18 protein-coding genes are annotated in these 19,010 nt (G+C 53.7%); 7 read left to right on the top strand and 11 right to left on the bottom strand.

Translation table 11 applies throughout. The annotated features are described in order from the left end of the window. From TH30_RS04915 to phnN, 6 genes are read left to right on the top strand one after another with little or no spacing between them, the layout of a single operon-like run. Window positions 1-1,134, top strand: coding sequence for a carbon-phosphorus lyase complex subunit (locus TH30_RS04915; RefSeq protein ID WP_114096974.1), 1,134 nt, complete (start codon window positions 1-3; stop codon window positions 1,132-1,134). Window positions 1,135-1,138: 4 nt separating this feature from the next. Next, window positions 1,139-2,065 carry an alpha-D-ribose 1-methylphosphonate 5-phosphate C-P-lyase PhnJ gene (locus tag TH30_RS04910; RefSeq protein ID WP_114096973.1) on the top strand — a complete coding sequence of 309 codons (927 nt, stop codon included), beginning with the start codon at window positions 1,139-1,141 and terminating at the stop codon, window positions 2,063-2,065. Next, window positions 2,065-2,847, top strand: coding sequence for a phosphonate C-P lyase system protein PhnK (phnK, locus tag TH30_RS04905; protein ID WP_462096338.1), 783 nt, complete (start codon window positions 2,065-2,067; stop codon window positions 2,845-2,847). The genes TH30_RS04910 and phnK overlap by 1 nt, the downstream gene beginning before the upstream one ends. A 13-nt stretch (window positions 2,848-2,860) precedes the next feature. Beyond that, complete coding sequence (phnL, locus tag TH30_RS04900) at window positions 2,861-3,565, top strand: phosphonate C-P lyase system protein PhnL (RefSeq protein WP_220150275.1); 705 nt, start codon at window positions 2,861-2,863, stop codon at window positions 3,563-3,565. Next, window positions 3,558-4,700 carry an alpha-D-ribose 1-methylphosphonate 5-triphosphate diphosphatase gene (locus tag TH30_RS04895; protein ID WP_114096972.1) on the top strand — a complete coding sequence of 381 codons (1,143 nt, stop codon included), beginning with the start codon at window positions 3,558-3,560 and terminating at the stop codon, window positions 4,698-4,700. The genes phnL and TH30_RS04895 overlap by 8 nt, the downstream gene beginning before the upstream one ends. Further along, entirely contained in the window at window positions 4,697-5,302 is a 606-nt protein-coding gene (phnN, locus tag TH30_RS04890) for a phosphonate metabolism protein/1,5-bisphosphokinase (PRPP-forming) PhnN (RefSeq protein ID WP_114096971.1), read from the top strand. Before TH30_RS04895 ends, phnN begins: the two co-directional genes overlap by 4 nt. Window positions 5,303-5,361: 59 nt before the next feature. Here the strand turns inward: phnN and TH30_RS04885 are convergent, their stop codons facing one another. The 6 genes from TH30_RS04885 to TH30_RS04860 form a co-directional block, all read right to left on the bottom strand. Continuing rightward, window positions 5,362-6,060, bottom strand: a complete 699-nt coding sequence (locus tag TH30_RS04885; RefSeq protein WP_114097186.1) for a DUF1045 domain-containing protein — start codon at window positions 6,058-6,060, stop codon at window positions 5,362-5,364. A 135-nt stretch (window positions 6,061-6,195) separates the two neighbouring features. Then, window positions 6,196-6,843 (bottom strand): LbetaH domain-containing protein, encoded by a 648-nt coding sequence (locus TH30_RS04880; RefSeq protein ID WP_114096970.1) that lies wholly within the window; start codon window positions 6,841-6,843, stop codon window positions 6,196-6,198. Window positions 6,844-6,847: 4 nt separating this feature from the next. Continuing rightward, on the bottom strand, window positions 6,848-7,660 hold the full coding sequence (phnE, locus tag TH30_RS04875; RefSeq protein WP_114096969.1) for a phosphonate ABC transporter, permease protein PhnE: 813 nt from the start codon (window positions 7,658-7,660) through the stop codon (window positions 6,848-6,850). Window positions 7,661-7,729: 69 nt separating this feature from the next. Next, window positions 7,730-8,746 carry a phosphonate ABC transporter substrate-binding protein gene (gene phnD, locus TH30_RS04870; protein ID WP_114096968.1) on the bottom strand — a complete coding sequence of 339 codons (1,017 nt, stop codon included), beginning with the start codon at window positions 8,744-8,746 and terminating at the stop codon, window positions 7,730-7,732. Between the two features lie 68 nt (window positions 8,747-8,814). Beyond that, the gene (phnC, locus tag TH30_RS04865; RefSeq protein ID WP_114096967.1) at window positions 8,815-9,660 is read right to left on the bottom strand and encodes a phosphonate ABC transporter ATP-binding protein; all 846 of its coding nucleotides are present in this window, start codon (window positions 9,658-9,660) and stop codon (window positions 8,815-8,817) included. A gap of 302 nt (window positions 9,661-9,962) precedes the next feature. Next, window positions 9,963-10,958 carry an Ldh family oxidoreductase gene (locus TH30_RS04860; RefSeq protein ID WP_114096966.1) on the bottom strand — a complete coding sequence of 332 codons (996 nt, stop codon included), beginning with the start codon at window positions 10,956-10,958 and terminating at the stop codon, window positions 9,963-9,965. Window positions 10,959-11,237: 279 nt separating this feature from the next. On the opposite strand from TH30_RS04860, the gene TH30_RS04855 reads away from it, so the two are divergent. Beyond that, window positions 11,238-11,693 (top strand): META domain-containing protein, encoded by a 456-nt coding sequence (locus tag TH30_RS04855; protein ID WP_181850154.1) that lies wholly within the window; start codon window positions 11,238-11,240, stop codon window positions 11,691-11,693. Between the two features lie 104 nt (window positions 11,694-11,797). Here TH30_RS04855 and TH30_RS04850 read toward each other — a convergent pair whose 3' ends face one another. From TH30_RS04850 to TH30_RS04830, 5 genes are all read right to left on the bottom strand, one after another. Further along, entirely contained in the window at window positions 11,798-13,468 is a 1,671-nt protein-coding gene (locus TH30_RS04850; protein ID WP_114096964.1) for a BCCT family transporter, read from the bottom strand. Between the two features lie 66 nt (window positions 13,469-13,534). Next, window positions 13,535-13,948 carry a universal stress protein gene (locus tag TH30_RS04845; RefSeq protein WP_114096963.1) on the bottom strand — a complete coding sequence of 138 codons (414 nt, stop codon included), beginning with the start codon at window positions 13,946-13,948 and terminating at the stop codon, window positions 13,535-13,537. 324 nt (window positions 13,949-14,272) lie between these two features. Further along, window positions 14,273-15,217, bottom strand: coding sequence for an alpha/beta hydrolase (locus TH30_RS04840; protein WP_114096962.1), 945 nt, complete (start codon window positions 15,215-15,217; stop codon window positions 14,273-14,275). Window positions 15,218-15,289: 72 nt separating this feature from the next. Next, complete coding sequence (locus TH30_RS04835; RefSeq protein ID WP_114096961.1) at window positions 15,290-16,222, bottom strand: L-lactate dehydrogenase; 933 nt, start codon at window positions 16,220-16,222, stop codon at window positions 15,290-15,292. A 318-nt stretch (window positions 16,223-16,540) separates the two neighbouring features. Further along, window positions 16,541-19,009 carry a hypothetical protein gene (locus tag TH30_RS04830; RefSeq protein WP_114096960.1) on the bottom strand — a complete coding sequence of 823 codons (2,469 nt, stop codon included), beginning with the start codon at window positions 19,007-19,009 and terminating at the stop codon, window positions 16,541-16,543. Window position 19,010: the final 1 nt, after the last annotated feature.

The following is a 19,010-nucleotide window of genomic DNA, read 5'->3' as shown; positions in this document are numbered from 1 at the left end:
ATGTATGTTGCCGTTAAAGGTGGCGAACGCGCCATCAACAATGCCCACCGGCTGCTTGCCGAACAGCGCCGTGGCGACAAGAAAATTGCCGAGATCGAAACCGATCAGATCGAACAGCAATTGTCGCTGTCCGTCACCCGGGTCATGGCCGAAGGATCGCTTTATGACCGCGATCTGGCCGCCCTTGCCATCAAGCAGGGACGCGGTGATTTGATCGAGGCGATCTTTTTGATGCGCGCCTATCGCACGACATTGCCGCGCTTTGCCTTTTCCAAACCGATCAGGACCGCGGATATGGATGTGTCCCGCCGCATTTCGGCAACGTTCAAAGACCTCCCGGGCGGTCAGATTTTGGGCCCGACCTTTGACTATACCCATCGCCTTCTCGATTTCACCCTGATGGCAAATAGTGAAGACCCGCTTGATGCACCAAGTGGCGAACATCCGGTCGATGAAAACATGCCGCGCGTTCTGGATGACATCCTGAATTACGAAGGCCTTATTCAGGATGAACCGGTACCGGTCGATGACACCGCGCCGGTCGCCGACCTGACGCGCGAACCGATCAAGTTCCCGGCTGGTCGAGACCTTCGTTTGCAGAACCTGACCCGCGGCGATGAGGGCTTTGTCCTTGCCCTTGGCTATTCAACCCAGCGCGGCTATGCCAACAGCCACGCCTTTGTCGGTGAAATCCGCTATGGCACCGTATCGGTTGAGATCGAGCCCGAAGAACTCGGCTTTGCCATTGATATCGGCGATATCGAACTGACCGAATGTGAAACGGTCAACAAGTTCAAGGGATCGAAGACGAAGCTTCCGCAATTTACCCGTGGCTATGGCCTTGTCTTTGGCCAGAACGAGCGCAAGGCGATTTCCATGGCGCTGGTTGATCGCGCCATGCGCGCCGATGAAATGGGCGAACAGATCATGGGCCCGGCACAGGACAGCGAGTTCGTCATGGAACACAGCGACAATGTCCAGTCGACCGGCTTTGTCGAACATATCAAGCTGCCGCATTACGTCGATTTTCAGGGCGAACTTGAACTTGTCCGTCGCATGCGGGCCGAAGTCGAAGAAAGACTGGCCAAGCTTGAAGCCGATGAAGCGAAATCCCAACCCGAAGCCGCGGAGTAATTCCATGGAACAACTTGCGAATAATCCGGCGGATGGGGCAACGGCCTATAATTTCGCCTATCTTGATGAACAAACCAAACGGATGATCCGGCGTGCCCTTCTTAAGGCCGTCGCAATTCCGGGCTATCAGGTTCCGTTTGCCGGTCGTGAAATGCCGATGCCTTATGGCTGGGGCACGGGCGGCGTGCAGGTGACCGCCGCCGTCATTGGCCCGAATGATACCCTTAAAGTCATTGATCAGGGGGCGGATGACACCACCAATGCAGTTTCGATCCGTCAGTTCTTTGCCAAGACGGCAAATGTCGCGACGACCGAAAAGACCGCCGAGGCATCGATCATTCAAACCCGCCACCGCATCCCGGAAAAGGAACTGCGCGAAGATCAGGTTCTTGTCTATCAGGTACCGATCCCCGAGCCACTTCGTTTCCTTGAACCGCGCGAAACCGAAACACGCAAGATGCATGCGCTTGAAGAATACGGCCTGATGCATGTGAAACTTTATGAAGATATTGCACGCCATGGCCACATCGCCACCACCTATGCCTATCCGGTGATGGTCGATGATCGCTATGTGATGGACCCATCACCAACGCCGAAGTTCGATAATCCGAAAATGAACAATATGGCGGCCCTTCAGCTGTTTGGGGCCGGGCGCGAAAAACGCATCTATGCCCTGCCGCCCTACACCAAGGTCAAAAGCCTCGATTTCGAGGACCACCCGTTCGAAGTCCAGACATGGAAAGACGAATGCGGCATGTGTGGTGCACATGACAGTTACCTTGATGAAGTCATTCTCGATGATCAAGGCAACCGGATGTTTGTCTGTTCGGACACCGATTACTGTGCCGAGCGACAGGAAGCAGGCCATCGCGGCCCGCAACATCACGACCAACCTCTTGGCAATGCATCACGCGAAAAGGCAGCAGAATAATGACCCAGATGACTGATCCGCTTTTGCGCGTTAACAACCTGACCATGATGTATGGCGACCGGGTTGGTTGCAAGGATGTCAGCTTTGAACTGCGCCCCGGTGAAGTACTTGGCATTGTGGGGGAATCCGGTTCGGGAAAATCCACTTTGCTGCGCAGCATTTCCGCCCAGCAGGAACCAACCAAGGGGACAGTGGAATACCACACCCGCATTGATGGCGTGCGCGATGTTTACCAGATGTCCGAAGCCCAGCGTCGTCTGTTGATGCGCACCGACTGGGCATTTGTTCACCAGAACCCGCGTGACGGGTTGCGCATGAATGTCAGTGCCGGGGCCAATATTGGCGAACGCCTGATGGCAATCGGGGATCGTCATTACGCCAATATCCGCAGCAACGCCGACAGCTGGCTTGGCAAGGTCGAAATTGCATCCGAGCGCCTTGATGATCTGCCATCAACCTTTTCGGGCGGCATGCAGCAACGTCTGCAAATTGCCCGTAACCTCGTAACCAGCCCGCGTCTCGTCTTCATGGACGAACCCACGGGTGGCCTTGATGTCTCTGTTCAGGCCAGATTGCTCGATCTGCTGCGCGGGCTGGTTCACGACCTTAATCTTGCGGTGATTATCGTCACCCATGATCTGGCAGTTGCGAGGCTTCTTTCGCACCGGCTGATGGTAATGCAGCAGGGCAAGGTGATTGAACATGGTCTGACCGATCAGGTTCTTGATGACCCGCAGCATCCCTATACGCAGTTGCTTGTTTCTTCCATTCTTCAGAACTGACCGGGGCGAGAAAATGTCTGAAATGCTTCATGCTCAAAACGTTGGCAAAAGCTTTACGCTCCATACCCAGGGCAGCGTGACCATTCCGGTTTTTCAAGGTGTGGAATTCACCCTGTCAGCCGGAGAATGCATTGCGCTGACCGGTGAATCGGGTTCGGGGAAAAGTACCTTTATGCGCATGCTTTATGCCAATTACACATGTTCAGAAGGGTCCATCAAGGTGTTCCATGATGGTGACTGGCTGGACATCACCACGGCCAGCCCGCATTCGATCCTTGAGGTGCGTAAACGCACGATGGGTTATGTCAGCCAGTTCCTGCGCGTGATCCCGCGTGTTCCGACCCTTGAAATCGTCGCCGAACCGCTTGTTGCACTGGGCACCGCCCGCGAGATTGCGATGGACAAGGCGCGCGATCTTTTGACCCGGCTTCGTATTCCTGAACGCCTGTGGCAGCTTTCACCGCTGACCTTTTCCGGGGGCGAGCAACAACGCGTGAATATTGCGCGCGGCTTTATTGCCGATTATCCGGTCATGCTGCTTGATGAACCGACCGCATCGCTTGACGCCCAAAATCGTGCCACTGTTTTGGCGTTGATTGAAGAAGCCAAGGGACGCGGCGCCGCAATTGCCGGTATCTTCCATGACCATGAAACCCGCGATGCGGTCTGCACCGGATCGTTTGATGTGACTTCGTTTAAAGTTGGGGCCAATGACTGAACAGATTTTTACCAATGCCAAACTCGTTCTGGCAAATGAGGTCATTGATGGTGCCATCCAGATAAAGGACGGAATGATTGTTGATGTGTCTGATCGGCCATCAAACATTCCGGGTGCCGAAAACATGGATGGCGATTACCTGATGCCCGGCCTGGTCGAACTTCATACCGACAACCTTGAGAAGCATCTGACCCCGCGCCCGAAAACCCGCTGGCCGGCCACAGCGGCCGTTATCGCCCACGACAATCAGGTTGCCAGTGCCGGGATCACCACGGTTTTTGATGCGATTTCGGTTGGCGATGTGACCGACGGTTCAGAACGTATCGAACGTCTGATTGAATCGGTCACCGCCCTTGAGCATGCCCTTGAAAACAAGTTGCTACGTGCAGATCACAAACTGCATCTGCGGTGTGAAACATCCTATGGCGGCTTGATCGAGGCACTTGATAATCTGGTTGATCTGCCTTTGGTCAAGATGCTCTCGGTGATGGATCACACCCCGGGTCAGCGCCAGTTCGTCAGCCTTGATGCCTATTACACCTATTATCAGGGCAAATACGGCATGAGCGACGAAGAAATGCGCAAATTCATCGCATCGCGCAAACGCGATTCCGAACTTTATTCCGTCAAGCATCGTCGTCATGTCGTCGATCTGGCACACGCCAAAAACCTTGCCCTTGCCAGCCACGATGATGCAACCGTCGAACATGTCGCCGAGGCCGTTCAGGACAAGATGACCGTGGCCGAATTCCCGACCACGCTTGAAGCCGCCAGGGCTTCGCACGAAGCCGGTCTTGGTGTGATGATGGGCGGGCCGAACCTTGTACGCGGCGGGTCACATAGCGGCAATGTCGCGGCGGGGGATCTGGCAAAGAATGGCTATCTTGACATCATTTCAAGTGACTATGTCCCGCACAGCTTGCTGCATGGGGCGATGAAACTGTTTGATGATTTTGATGGCTATGATCTGCCGCGTGCCATTCGCACTGTTTCGCTTAATCCGGCAACGCAAGTTGGTCTGACGGATCGTGGTGAAATTGCCGCCGGAAAACGTGGTGACCTGATCCGGGTGCATCATTCACCACACCATCCGATTGTGCGTGGTGTCTGGCGTGAAGGTGTGCGCGTGTCATGACCGATCGCCATGCACAGGATGGCATCGCAAAAACCGGACTTCTTGTCCTTGTCGTCGGCCCAAGTGGCGTTGGCAAGGACACCCTTCTTGATGCAGCACGCGAACGTCTTAAGGGCGTTGGTCATATCTGCTTTCCACGGCGCTGCATCACCCGTCCGGCCGGATCTGTTGGCGAGATCCATATTCCGGTCCGGTCCGAGGATTTCAGCCAGATGGCCCGACAGGGGGCCTTCCTTTTAAGCTGGAAGGCACATGATCTTTGCTATGGCATACCGCGCCATGTGCAGGACGATGTCGCACATGGCAAAACCGTAATCGTCAATGTGTCACGCAGTGTGATTGATGATGCCTGTGCATTGCTTGGACATGATCATGTTCGGGTTCTGAACATTCGGGCCAATCGCGATGTGTTGCGCAAGCGCCTTGAAGCACGAGGCCGCGAAGATGCCCTTGATATCGAACGTCGCCTTGCGCGTGCATCGGCCTATCAGGTTGATGGCAACAATATCGTTCATGTCGATAATGATGCCGACCTTGAAACCGGTATCGCCCGCTTCATTGCCGCGATCGAGATTGATCCGGCAATAGCCAATCGGGCATAGATCCTTCCGCGACGCACTGAACTTGCAAGAATGCTGCAGTTTTTGCTGCAGCATTTTTGTTATCCCCCAAGCGAAAATCTTTTCAGGAAACGGAACGGTTTTCCATCACCCGGATCGCCAAACAGGCAGATATCGGAAACGATAAACGGGTCCTGACAAAGCGGGGCAACAACCGGCCGCAAGGCTGTTTCAAATCTTTGCGCCTGCTCCGCATCAAGTTTGTTGGTCAGGGTCAGATGGAAACGGAATTCCTCCATCACATAGGGATATCCCCACTGCACCAGACAGGCTTCCTGCCGATCCGTAAGCCCAACCGCACGACGCTTGTTCATCGCCGCTTCGTCTTCGGGCTCGCGGAAGTCATCAAGGGCGCGCACCAGTGACGCCGCAAGTTCGCCAAGTTCCCCAACCGGTTCCGTTGGAACCAGCGCCAGAAACCGGCCAATTGCTTTCAGGGTCAATGGTCCGCAGCGAACCGGTGTGAGCCGCACGGCAAGATCGTTGATCGCGACCTCAAGACCAGATCGGGTTTGTCCATCCTTCAGCGCAAAGGGCGGTTTGAGCGTTCCATGAAATCCGTACCGCACCGGCGAGGTTGTTGCAGCAACGATCTCGCCCCCGTCCAGTCCGTCTATTGCAAGATGCGCAATGTCATTCCCCGTCTCCGCATCACGCCCCAGCCAGGTATCCCCAAACCGCCCAAGCGCACTTTGTGACGACGGAGCATAGTAAAGTGCGTAACGCTGATAATCGGACATGATTTCTCTTTGATAGATTGCGGGGCCAAGCCCCATCTTGGAAACAGTTACGACGCAGCGCAATATCAAGTTTCACGAAAAAGCGCCGAAGAATTCCTTCCCGGCGCGATCTCAAATTTTCCTGACTTTGCAACGTCAGACCATATCGTATTTCAGACAAAAATCGCGCACCGGAAGTGTTCGGAAATCGCTTAGTCGTTCACGCAACATCTCATGGGACCAGTCCCACCATTGAATGCGCAAAAGAGCATCAACGATATCGGCTTCGAACCGGGGACGCAGCGGACTGGCCGGAATGCCGGTCACGATGGTGTATGGCGCAACATCCCTGGTCACCACCGCACCTGATCCGACAACGGACCCGATGCCAATTGTGACACCGCCCTGAACAATCGCCCCATGCCCGATCCAGACATCATGTTCAAGTCTGACGCGCCTTTCACGGCGCCAGTCAAAGAAGGCCGGATCATCATCGCCAAGCTCATAGGCGCTTGATCGATACTGAAAATGATGCATCGACGCGCGGTCCATCGGATGCTGTCCGGGGTTGATCCGGGTATGGGCCGCGATATTCACGAACTTCCCGATATCGGAATAGATGATCTCGCTATCATTCACGACATAGGAGTAATCATCCATTTTCGTTTCGCGCATGGATGTCCGTGGGCCAACTTCGGTCCAGACACCCATTTCGCAATCCACAACCGTCGCACTGGCATCAATCGTCGGCGTTTCCGACAGGGACTTCATGGCAAGCTTGGCCTGCGAAATTTGAAATCTCATTTATTCAGGTCACCAGTTTACGCAGACGCTGGGAAACCATATCAAGCAGGCTGACCGAAATGATGATGATGATCATGACCGCAGCCGTTTCCGCATAATAGAAGCCGCGGATATATTCCCACAGCACCATACCGATGCCACCGGCGCCAACAATCCCCAGAACAGTGGCCGAGCGTACATTGGATTCAAAACGGTACAGCGAATAGGAAATCCAGAGCGGAAGCACCTGCGGGATCACCCCGAAAATAACTTCCTGCAGCGCATTGGCACCCGTTGCGCGAATGCCCTCGACCGGTTCGGGATCAATCGCCTCAACCGCCTCGGAGAACAATTTGGCAAGAACACCGGTCGTATGAATCCACAGCGCAAGCACACCGGCAAACGGCCCCAGACCAACCGCAACAACGAACAACATGGCAAAGACCATTTCGTTGATCGCACGGAAGGAATCCATCAGGCGACGCACAGGCTGATACACCCAGACCGGTACGATATTCTCAGAAGACAGAATTCCAAACGGGATGGAACAGACGATGGATAGCGCCGTCCCCCAGATCGCGATCTGGATCGTGATCCACATTTCTTCGACATAGGTCTTCCACATCAGGAAGTCCGGTGGAAAGAACCCCTCGGCAAAATCGACCATATTGCCACTGTTTTCAAACAGGGCCATGGGACGCATATCCGCACCTTCCCACGACATGGCCAGAAGACCAAGAATAACGGCCCAAAGCAGGAAGCTTGACGCAGACCGTTTCAAATCCCGCGGCGGGATGGCCGTCGCGACAGATGATGCGGAAGAAATGCTGCTGTTCATCGTGTTAATCCCGGATGGTAAATGCAAACAGGGAGCACACTTTGCGCGTGCTCCCTGTCAAAAGGCCGATTACTCGTAGGAAACGAGGATATCGAGTTCTGCCAGTTTCTTGTCGATATCAGCAACGCGGGCTGCTTTCTCGTCAGCGGACAGTTCTTCGGTGTTCTGGATTTTCAGCTTGTCTTTGTACAGTGCCAGCTGACGGATCGGGTAAAGCTGTGCATTCGAGCTTTCCATGAATTTGCCCATACCGTCCTGGATACCAGCCAGAACCTTGTTTGCACCTTCAACGTCACCCATACGACCATAACCAAGGAAGAATGCCTTGATTTCGGATTTCAGTTCGCGTGACAGGTCCTTGCGATAAACCATCGGATCAGACGGGATCAGCGGCGAGGTCCAGATGACTTTGACCTTGTCGGTGATTTCCGGCTTGTTCATGTTGGTACGGGCAAGCTGTTCGGAGTTGTTGGCTGCAACATCAACCTGCTTGTTGGCCGTCGCCATCAGATTGGTTTCATGGTTCGCATTACGAACGGTCTTGAAGCAATCTTTCGGATCGACACCGTTCTGGGCAAAAACGTAATAAGTCGGAACCAGGAAGCCCGAAGTCGAGTTCGGATCACCGATACCGAAATTCAGCGAACCATCACATTTCAGCATATCGGCAAGCGTATTGAGCTTGTCGTTATCTGCCTGGGTGATGATGTGGGAATAATAACCATTGGTGCCATCGGATTTCGAGGTCTGAACGAAAACTTCGCCACCCGCACGATCAACGGCTTCCATTGCCGATTTGTTACCGAACCAGCCAACATGAACCTTGCCAAAACGCATGCCTTCGATGATGCCAGCATAATCCGGCGCAAAGAATGCCTCGATCTCCTTGCCGAGTGCTTTTTCCATGTCGTCGATCATCGGCTGCCACTGGGCTTTGAGGTTGGAGCTCGACTCAGTCGAGATGAAACCGAATACCAGTTTCTCCGGGTCCTGTTCGAGCGGCTTGTACTCAACATCAGCCGCTGCAATACCGGATGCAAGCAAGGTTGCAGCCAGAGCTGCGGATGCAATTGTCTTACGGATCATAGGAAGTCCCCTGTCAGATATGAATTGGACGTGTTTCGATGAGGTAAGGCAGTCATAAGGTGACCCGGCTAGCTTTGCGCCACAGCCAGATCCTTTTTCGCAACCGGCTCAGCCGCTGGACGTTGTTCGTCCCCGGAACCATCTGCAAAAAGCTCGGAAGAATATTCGCCGTAAAGTTCGCGCAGGAATTCCGGCGTCAACTGGGTCGAAGGTCCGTCAAAAACGACAACACCATCGCGCATGGCGATGGTGCGTTTACAATAATCCTTGGCGTAGTCGACCTGATGAAGCGATACGATCACGGTGACATTGTCTTCGCGATTAACGCGATCAAGCGTGTTCATCACCTTGCGCGACGAGGCCGGATCAAGTGACGCAATCGGCTCGTCAGCAAGGATCAGGCGCGCACCTTGTGTGATTGTGCGTGCAATCGCTGCACGTTGTTGCTGGCCACCGGAAAGATTGCGGGCTTTTTTGGTCGCATGTGCTTCAATGCCGACACGATGCAAAGCTGCCATGGCGCGCATTTTTTCGGATTTGGTAAACAGACCAAGCGACCCGCGCCAGGCCGGCACCCGCCCCAAAAGCCCCATCAGCACATTGGTTAAAACGGACAGTCGGCTAACAAGGTTGAATTGCTGAAAGACAACGCCGATTTCTGCACGCACCTTGCGCGCACCGCGCGAAATCTTGCCATTTTCCTGAATGGTTTCGCCAAACACGACGATTTTTCCGCCATCGCGATCTCCGCGCAGCAAACCGGCGATGTGACGGATGAGTGTCGATTTTCCTGAACCCGATGCGCCAATCAGCGCCACCATTTCGCCTTCGCGTACCTGCAACCTGACGTCGCTTAGCGCGCGCTTGTCACGGGTAAAGCTTTTGTTCAGTCCAGAGATGTCTACAACCAGCATCAAGAAATCGCCTGCATGTGTTTCGCTGGATGAAGAAACTACGCATGAACGGCGACTCTACAGTGACACTGATGTTACAGTTCGATGATTACGAGGGCTAATTCCCGCCAACAACAATCAAACTTGTCTATACATCAAATATTAAATCAAATTATCACGTCATAACTAAAAATAAATACCGTCACAAATTGTGAAAATTTAAAAATTAAATTATCCCAAACAAGATTAGACGAAAATGTTTTTCATTTTCACCATGATAAACTTCGTAAAATTCACAAATTAATCGTCTGATTCCAACAGTATTATTTTATGTCATTGATCGCTGAAATCACGTCATCTTCGATTTCCAGGCCTTCGGTCTGGGCTGAAAGCTGCGCCAACTTGCCGCGACGCCCCGGAAGACGAACGCCATCTTCGGCCGCGATCTCGTTTGCAATCTCGGCAAGATGATCAACAACCCCAACACCGCCGGTTGCGATCGGGTCTATTGCGATAATCATCTGCCCAAGTGCTGGTGGCTTGCCCTTGTCATCAAACAGTGATGAAGACTGGTGACCAAACTGCGCCCCGGTCAAACCGGCGGCCAACAGTTCCACCATCATGGCAAGGGCCGCCCCTTTGACCCCGCCAGCCGGAACCATCGTACCGTCAAGTGCCTTGACCGGATCAGTTGTCGGGTTGCCATCAGGGTCGAGCGCCCAGTCATCGGGAATCTCGATACCTTTTTGTTTGGCCGCCATAATCTTGCCCCGCGCCACCTTTGACAATGCCAGATCAATGATGATCGGATCACCTGCATCCCCGACCGGGATACCAAAGGCGATCGGGTTGGTGCCAAACATCGGACGACGCCCGCCCCAGGCGGCCATTGCCGCCGGCGCATTGGCAAACATCATTGCGGCCAGGCCCTGCTCTGCCAGCCGTTCAACCGTCAGCCCCATCACCCCCGCATGATGGGACTTGTGAATAGAGGCAATAGCTATTCCCTGTGAGCGCGCCATGTCCGGCAAATGATCCATCATCAGATCAAGTGCGGGATAGGCAAACCCGTATTGGGCATCAATCCGCAGCACCCCGGGTGCCGTTTTCTCCATAACCGGTGTCGCTTGTCCGTCGACCTTGCCTGCACGGGCCTGTGCCGAATAGGCCGGAACACGTCTGAAACCATGCCCGCCCTGCCCGGACGCCTCGGCATTGACCAATGCAGTGGCAACCGATGCTGCATTTTTTTCAGCGACATTGCAGCGCATCAAAGTCGTACGGACAAGGGTGTGGGCATCTGCGAGTGATATCTTCATCGGGATCTGGACCTTGGATTACGGCTTGAGCAGCCAGTGGCGGGTACCCTGACAATAGTCGCAAGCCCCGCCATCAGGCAAAGAAGTTTTAACGGATGATCTTTGCCCCGATCCATTTTCTGTGGCTTATAAATATCTGACTTTGTGCTAAAATCTTGCCGCAAACGTGTTTCAGACTTCCCGAATAACGTGAATATTTACATTCCAGCCGTTCCTGTAACGGGCACAGTTCATTGACATGCAATGACACGGGACAACGATCAACACAGGATACCGAACATGCGCAACATCAAACCAATCATGTTTTCTTCCATGGCTGTGGCCGCGACATTGTTCCTGTCGGCCTGCAACACAACCGGACAAACCGACATGACAGCCGATTGGTCGAATGTAACCGGCAAGAACTGGCAACTGACCATGCTGACAAAAGGGGACAAGACCCTGACCCCGACAGCCCCGATCCAGCCAAGTGCGCTATTTGCGGCTGACGGCAAGGTAAGTGGATCGTCAGGCTGCAACAATTACTTCGGAACATACACCCAAACGGCGGATCAGCTGACTTTCTCCCCTCTGGGGGCGACCCGAAAGATGTGCATCAATGGTGCGATGGAAATCGAAACCGCATTTAATGCTGCAACCGGGCGGGTAGCGAGCTGGACCCTTTCAGACGGCAATCTTGTTCTGCTTGATGGCAGCGGAAAAGCTGTAATGACGTTTGCGCCGACGGCCCCCTGAGCCAATCAGCTTGCCGACGGTTTGTCGTTCATCATCCCCAAAAAGAAGGGCGCCATTTGGCGCCCTTCTGCATTGACTGGCAACATTCCCCAGACGCGACGGTCCTAGTCTTCGCTCGGAGTTGCCTCGGACTTCGGTCCGACCGCATGCGGCTCGCTTCGTAAGCCCTGAATAATCGAATAACAGGCCAGAAGCAGCACGATCGCAAACGGAAAGCCCGTTGACACAGCCATCGCCTGCAAGGAACCAAGCCCGCCGCCCAGCAACAATGCAATCGCCACCAGCCCTTCAAAGGTGCACCAGAAAACGCGCTGGGGCACCGGGGCGTCGACCTTGCCGCCTGCTGTGATGGTATCAATCACAAGCGATCCGGAATCTGATGACGTCACAAAGAAAACAATCACCAGAACGATGCCAAGAAACGAGGTGATTGCATGCATCGGCAATTGTTCAAGCATCGTGAACAGCTTGATCGGAAGGCCCGCCTCGGCAATTGCGGTGACACCTTCACTGACCATATGAACCGCTGTCCCGCCAAAAGCGGTCATCCAGAACACACACACCAGCGACGGAATGATCAGGACGCAGGTGATAAACTCACGCACCGTGCGCCCGCGCGAGACACGGGCAATGAACATGCCGACAAACGGCGACCAGGAAATCCACCATGCCCAGTAAAATGATGTCCAGCCTTGGCTGAAATTGGCATCCGTCCGCCCGACCGGATTTGAAAGGGCGGGCAAATATTCGACATAGGCCACAAGGGAGGTGAAGAACCCCTTGATGATTTCCATCGTCGGACCAACCAGAACAACAAACACCAGCAGCAGCGCGGCCAGCACCATATTGATTTCTGACAGCCGTTTGACCCCGGCATCGAGCCCCGCCAGAACTGAAATCAGTGCGACACCCGTGATCGCGATAATCAGAAAGACCTTTGATCCATCCGTAACCGGAATGCCAAACAGGAAATCAAGCCCGGCATTGGCCTGTTCTGCCCCGAAACCAAGCGATGTTGCCAGACCAAACAAAGTGGCAAACACCGCAAGAATGTCGATCACATGACCGGTCCATCCCCAAACACGCTCGCCAAAGATCGGATAGAATACCGACCGCATGGTCAATGGCAGCCCCTTGTTAAACGAAAACAGCGCCAGCGCCAGTGCAACGGTTGCGTAAATTGCCCAGGGATGAAGTCCCCAATGGAAAATGGTTGCCGCCATACCCAGATCAAAGGCTGCATCCGGATCACCGGCCGCCGCCCCCAGTGGGGCCCAGTCGGTACGCAAGCCGTCATCGCCAACCGCAACCCCACCCATAGAAGAGGTGAAATGCGAGATCGGCTCGGAAACGCCATAGAACATCAGACCAATGCCCATGCCAGCTGCGAACAGCATCGCAAACCAGCCGGAATAGGAATAATCCGGTACCGCATCTGCGCCGCCAAGACGCACACGTCCAAGCGGCGAAACAATCAGAAACAGACACAAAATCACAAAAACATTGGCTGCTGACAGGAAGAACCAGTCAAAAGTCGATGTCAGCCAGCCGCGTAGATCATTAAACATCGGCCCGACACTGCTCTGAAAGGCCAGAGTCAGGAAAACGAATGCGACAATGGCCAACCCGGAAACAAGGAATACCGGGTTATGCACATCAAGACCAAATGGTCCGATTTCGGTCTGAATATTGTCTTGCCCGATTTCATAATCGGTATCGATCGGGTTCGCTGCACCATCCGGGCTTTCAATGCCCGTATCAGCTTCTGACCCCATTTCAAACTCCCTAGATTGGTGAAGAAACAGCTACCCCTAGCCGTCTTTGCACAAAGGCTCGGTTGTTTAACGCACGAGGAACACAGAATGATCCGAGTGCGATGCGACATATCCGCCATGCGATGAAAAAATATGATCCGCAACACTTGGCACATGTGATGCCATCACAATGACATCCGCCCCCAATTCATCGGCCTTGCTGACGAGTATCTTGCCAAGGTCAACGGCCGGATCATGCGCGATTTCAGCAACAGCCGAGGTTGCAATACCCGACTTGCGGCTCACATCTTCTGCAAAGACCGAGATCTTCTGTTCAAATTCTTTGGGATTATGGGCAACCTCGGACGGGGTATTCGTCCCCACGGCAAGAAAGCAAATTTCTGCCTTGTAATGCGCTGCCAGATCAGTGGCCGTCTTTACGGCCTTGTCGAGTTTCTCGATATGGGCCAGATCAACAGGCACCAGCATCTTCTGATACATTCATTCCTCCGTTGTGCGCGCGCCAATATTGGCAAATGGCCTTCGGTCGAAATTACAGTCCAGAGATGATAACAGCTCGTTGAAAATAAATCAAAAATCCTCAAAATTCATGATAATTCGATAAAACTCTAAAAATACCCCGCCAGAGAACGGAATATAAAAGACATCTTTACCCCCGTTTATTTATCAAACATCACAATGAAATCTTGCACAAATAATCCATTAACCGGAAAGAAGCCGACAAAAAATTTTCTAACACCCAAAACATAAAAAAAGACCGGATTTCCGGTCCTTGTCTATTGTCGTGTTTCATTGCCTGAAAGATCAGCCTTGCGCCGCCATGGTCTGGATGGCTGCGCATAATCTGCTAAACGCGTCTTTTGCTCCGGCACTCATTTTTCGGGCCCGAAGCCAGCCATGAACCATTTGCGGCTCCTCGCGATATTGCACTGAAATCCCAGCACGGGCCAGTCTGGCCGCATATTCCCGCCCGTCATCACGCAACGGGTCAAAATAGGCCGCCGTAATGTATGTTGCGGGCAGTCCGCGCAAATCATCCACCGACAGGGCATGGGCATACGGATCATCCATCGGCGCCTTAAGCACATCACGGTAATAGATGACGTCATCCGTGCTCAGCCCCGGCGCATTGGCCATCTGGCCATAGCTTGGCCAGTTCAAATCCCCACCCAATGCCGGATAAATCAGGACCTGCCCCAGAACCCGATCACCAAAGCCATCCTCACGGGCACGGACAGCCAGTCCTGCGGCCAGCATGCCGCCGGCACTATCCCCGACAAGAACAATCTTCCTGCCCGCCATCAGAAAGCTTTGCATCACCCGATGACAATCTTCGTGCTGGGCCGGCCAGACATATTCCGGCGCCAGTCGATATTCGACCGATGTCAGCTCTGCCTCTGCGGCTTGGGCAATGTCGGCACAGATTGCATCATGACTGTCGCGGGAACCAACGACAAAGCCGCCACCATGCATATAAAGAATTCGATGCTCCGATGTGACCCTGGCCGGACGATAATGACGCACCGGAACATCCCCGATCTCATCATCCTCAACCTGCATGCCATCGGGATGAGGAAATGCAAATTGCGCGCATAGCGCGCCATACCACATCCGTTGCTGCTCTATACCGGCGGCAACTGCATCAGGCGGGAAAAAGCTGTCGCATTTGGCAATGAATGCCCGAATGCCGTCTTCTTCGGGCATCGGGTCATAACTGATATCAAATGAAACCGGGCCGGATTCCGACATCGGGAAACCTTTGCGAGTTGGGACATCTCAAAACTAGCGCGGATGCCCGATCATTAAAAGGTTTCTGTCTCCCTAAAGTGCAATGCTCTCGACTGAGCCTTTCAAAAGCCGTGCACTTTTTACCAGTCCTGCATGCTCGTCATCATTCAGATCGGGCATCAGATCGGCACAGATGCCATCTGCCCCGATCACACGCGGGATCGACAAGGCAACATCCCTGACCTCGCCGACCTCATCCGTCACGCAGGACACCGTCAGGACATCACGCTGATCACGTGCGATCGCCTTGACGATACGCGCAAGCCCCGCTCCGATGCCGTAATAGGTCGCCCCCTTGCCCTTGATGATCTTATAGGCCGCATTGCGCACACCATCATCAACCAACGCCCTGACATCCTGGGTGATGGGGGCACCAACCTGTGCAGCAATCTCGGCCAGTGACAACGACCCTACCTTGGCATTGGACCATGCCAGCACTTCGCTATCACCATGTTCGCCCAGTACATAGGCATGAACCGATTGCGGTGAAATCCCAAGATGCCGTCCCAAAAGACTTCTGAACCGCGCAGTATCAAGGATCGTCCCGGATCCGATCACCCGCCCTGCGGGCAATCCGGAAATGCGCTGGGTGATCTGGGTCATGATATCGACGGGATTGGACGCAATCAGAAGGATCGCATCAGGCGCGACACTCAACACCTTGCCAACCACATCCTTGAAGACAGCCGCATTGCGCTCAAGCAACGCCAGACGGGTCTCACCGGGTTTCTGACTGACACCCGCGGCAAGGATCACAATCTTTGCACCGACCAGACCGTCATAATCTGAGGCCTCGACAATTGTGGAAGACATGAAGGGCACGGCATGGGCAATATCCTGCGCCTGTGCAACGGCAAGATCATGGTTCTGATCAACCAACACAACCGAACTGGCAAGCCCCATCAATGCCAGCGCATATCCGGCCGAACTTCCCACCATCCCGGCCCCGACAATCCCGACTCTCATCACCTGCGCTCCTGATTCCCGATTTCTATCAATAACATAATGCCATTCTGCTCCTGAGGGGTCAAAAGAAGGGCAGGTTTTATTGTTGGTTGTGGAGGAGTGCAATTAACCCCTCCCCTTACATAACCGATATATGGTCTACAGTTTCCTATGTTCAGGAAACAAGCCCCGCTCCAACTATCTGGCTGACAACAATTCCGCTTTTATCGTTAGATCAAAAAATATGCCAAAATCTGCAAAGATATAAAAAAGGCAGGAACAGCACTTCTGCCATTCCTGCCTTCATCATTCAGGAGCCGCCGGGAGGCCACAGCTCCCTCACTGAACTATCGGCAATTCCTTGCGGTCGCCCTCAAGCGTCCATTCCGCAGGATCAAGGGTGCGACCTTCTGCTAACACAACGCCGTCCTGGTGGAACAGCACCGTGCCATATTGCGCATCTTCAATACGATATGTGCCGTTGGTATCGATGTGAACGCTGAGATCGTGATTTGCGGCAAACTTTGCCAAATCACGGGCATGCCCCAATCGAACAACCCATGTTCCATCACGGCCGGAAAGACGCAACTCGTGTCCGGCCGATCCGCCTGTTTTCACAAGCTCCAATGCCCCCGAAGCCGATACAAGTAACGCTCCGTCGCCCGAGCGTGCCCACGCACGATGTCCGTCAAGGTGCCATTCATCAAAGGCCAATGTGGGGAACCATGCATGGGTAAAATCGGGTTGCGGTGCAACCCCTTCAAACCGGACTATCGCAAGATCACGATATTGTTGAACACGTGGAACACTTGCTGATCCCCCCCAGAAAGACGGCCGTCCAAAACCGGACTGAACAATTTCGCCGGGATGGTTGATGAATATCTGGGCCCCCGCTTCACGTCCGATCCGGGCCTGAAGAAGCGTTTCCTGATATCCCCAGTCCCCCCAGCGATAAAGTGCCGCACTACCCATCGCTGTTTCACTGGTTTTGTAGTGATACAGCCGGCAAAACGCATTTTCGCCTTGCCAGAAAGTCCATTCCTGCGCGGTATCGCTTTTCTCCCAGCATGCAATATCGGCAAGATCTGGCAACTCAAGCCCGTGATCCCGCAATGCCAAAGCCATCTGGGCCAGACAATTCACATGTGCCCCAAACTGACCTTTTCCCCACAGTAATCTGGCAAGCCCGTTCAACTCCAAAGTATCAGCAACACAAAGTGAATGCTCATAACTTCGGCCTTGCGCCGCGGTAATAACGCCATGATGGGCCGAGTTGGCAATCATGGTGACCAGTCGCGTAATGGCTTTGGATGCCCGGTTTCGAATGACATCGTCAGGCGCAAGCGCAAACAGGGCTGCCAATCCTTTAAGGTCAATCGGGAAATAGGTTCCGGAATTGAATTCCGCCATTTCCGCCGCTTCGAAGTGATCGAACCACGCCATCAAGCGTTCAAGTCCCGCCTGTTTCTGTGCGATGCCGTTACGGTCAGCGCGCCTGAAATGAGACTGCGGCAACAGATCGCCGGCCAGATAGGCAGAAGTATGGAACAACAATGCATGGTTTTCCGAGAAGTACCATTGAACATCATTCCCCGGTTCATCCATCCAATAACGGAATTCCAGAATGGTGGCATCGATACGCTCAATCAAAGCGTCCGACAACCGGTCTGCAAAAACAATGCGGGTCCACAAAAGTGGAACAAGTGCAAAATCAGCACAATCAAAGCACTGCTCGATCCCGGGCAAAGCTTCTTCAATGATAGCCTCGGCGCGCGCCAAAGACATCTCATCCCCGACGGCAGCACAGGCAAGTGCGGTCTCGGTATCGGTTTCACCGTTCTTTGCAATCCATGCAAGGCTCTCGGCAATGCGCGCCTCAAGGCTTTCAGGTGCAGGCCCCGTCACAGAACGCCGACTGACCTCCGCGCCAAGCCGCGCTTCGGACTCAAAACCGCCGCATTGGAACGAAAATCCAAAATACCGATAATCGGCCGGAAAATTACTTGAAGACGCCAGCCGCACGCGATTGGCCCCCGCAGGAATTTCAAACGTCACATCATCATGATCATGCGACATGAAATGACCGGCAACCCTGACCCGGCAGCAAACCTTGTCAGGAAACGGCACTGGCATGACAAGCCAAATATCATCGTTGTCATAGAATTTTCGATCAAGATGCATGACATCAACAGCTGCCTCGACCGCAGACACGGTATCAGCTGCAGCCGGAAAACAATTTCCAGCCTCGGCCTTTGGTCCGCTAATCCAGACAAGGGCAATGCGAATAACCGCATCTCGCTCGCACAGGTCTTCAAACTGAACCGCAATCTCGTTATGGCCCTGCAACAGATTGGCCTCGAACTCGAACTCGTCCATTGCGTTACGGCTGGCAGGTGAAAGCCAGGCGACAGCCTGTTCATTCACATAAACACGCGCGGCCCCGCAAATTCCCAAGCGCAACCTGGCGGGTCCCGCATCAATGGCATTGATCGCCGTTCTGGCCCAACCCTGAATATGAGTTGCTCGAAACCAAAAACCCGAAAGATCAAGGAACGGTGATCCTCCTGGTAAAATGTTTCTCGCCTTGCGCCAGTCAGGAAAAGGTAATTCCACAATCTCTTTCCCCCGGCGTTCGGCAATATAAGCCGTCCGGCAAGGATAGGTATGCGGGATGAAATTCTTCTCCTTTGTGAGGAAGAATGTTGAATCCATCTCGCCTTCCATCGGCATGTCCGCCACATCATATGCCCGTTCCTCAAGTGACGTGACCTGCCAGTAAGGAACAGATGACCCGGATTTAAGCAGCATG

Source organism: Thalassospira profundimaris, assembly GCF_003326795.1.
GTDB classification, from domain to species: Bacteria; Pseudomonadota; Alphaproteobacteria; order Rhodospirillales; family Thalassospiraceae; genus Thalassospira; species Thalassospira profundimaris_C.
This window is presented reverse-complemented; position numbering and strand designations above follow the sequence as displayed.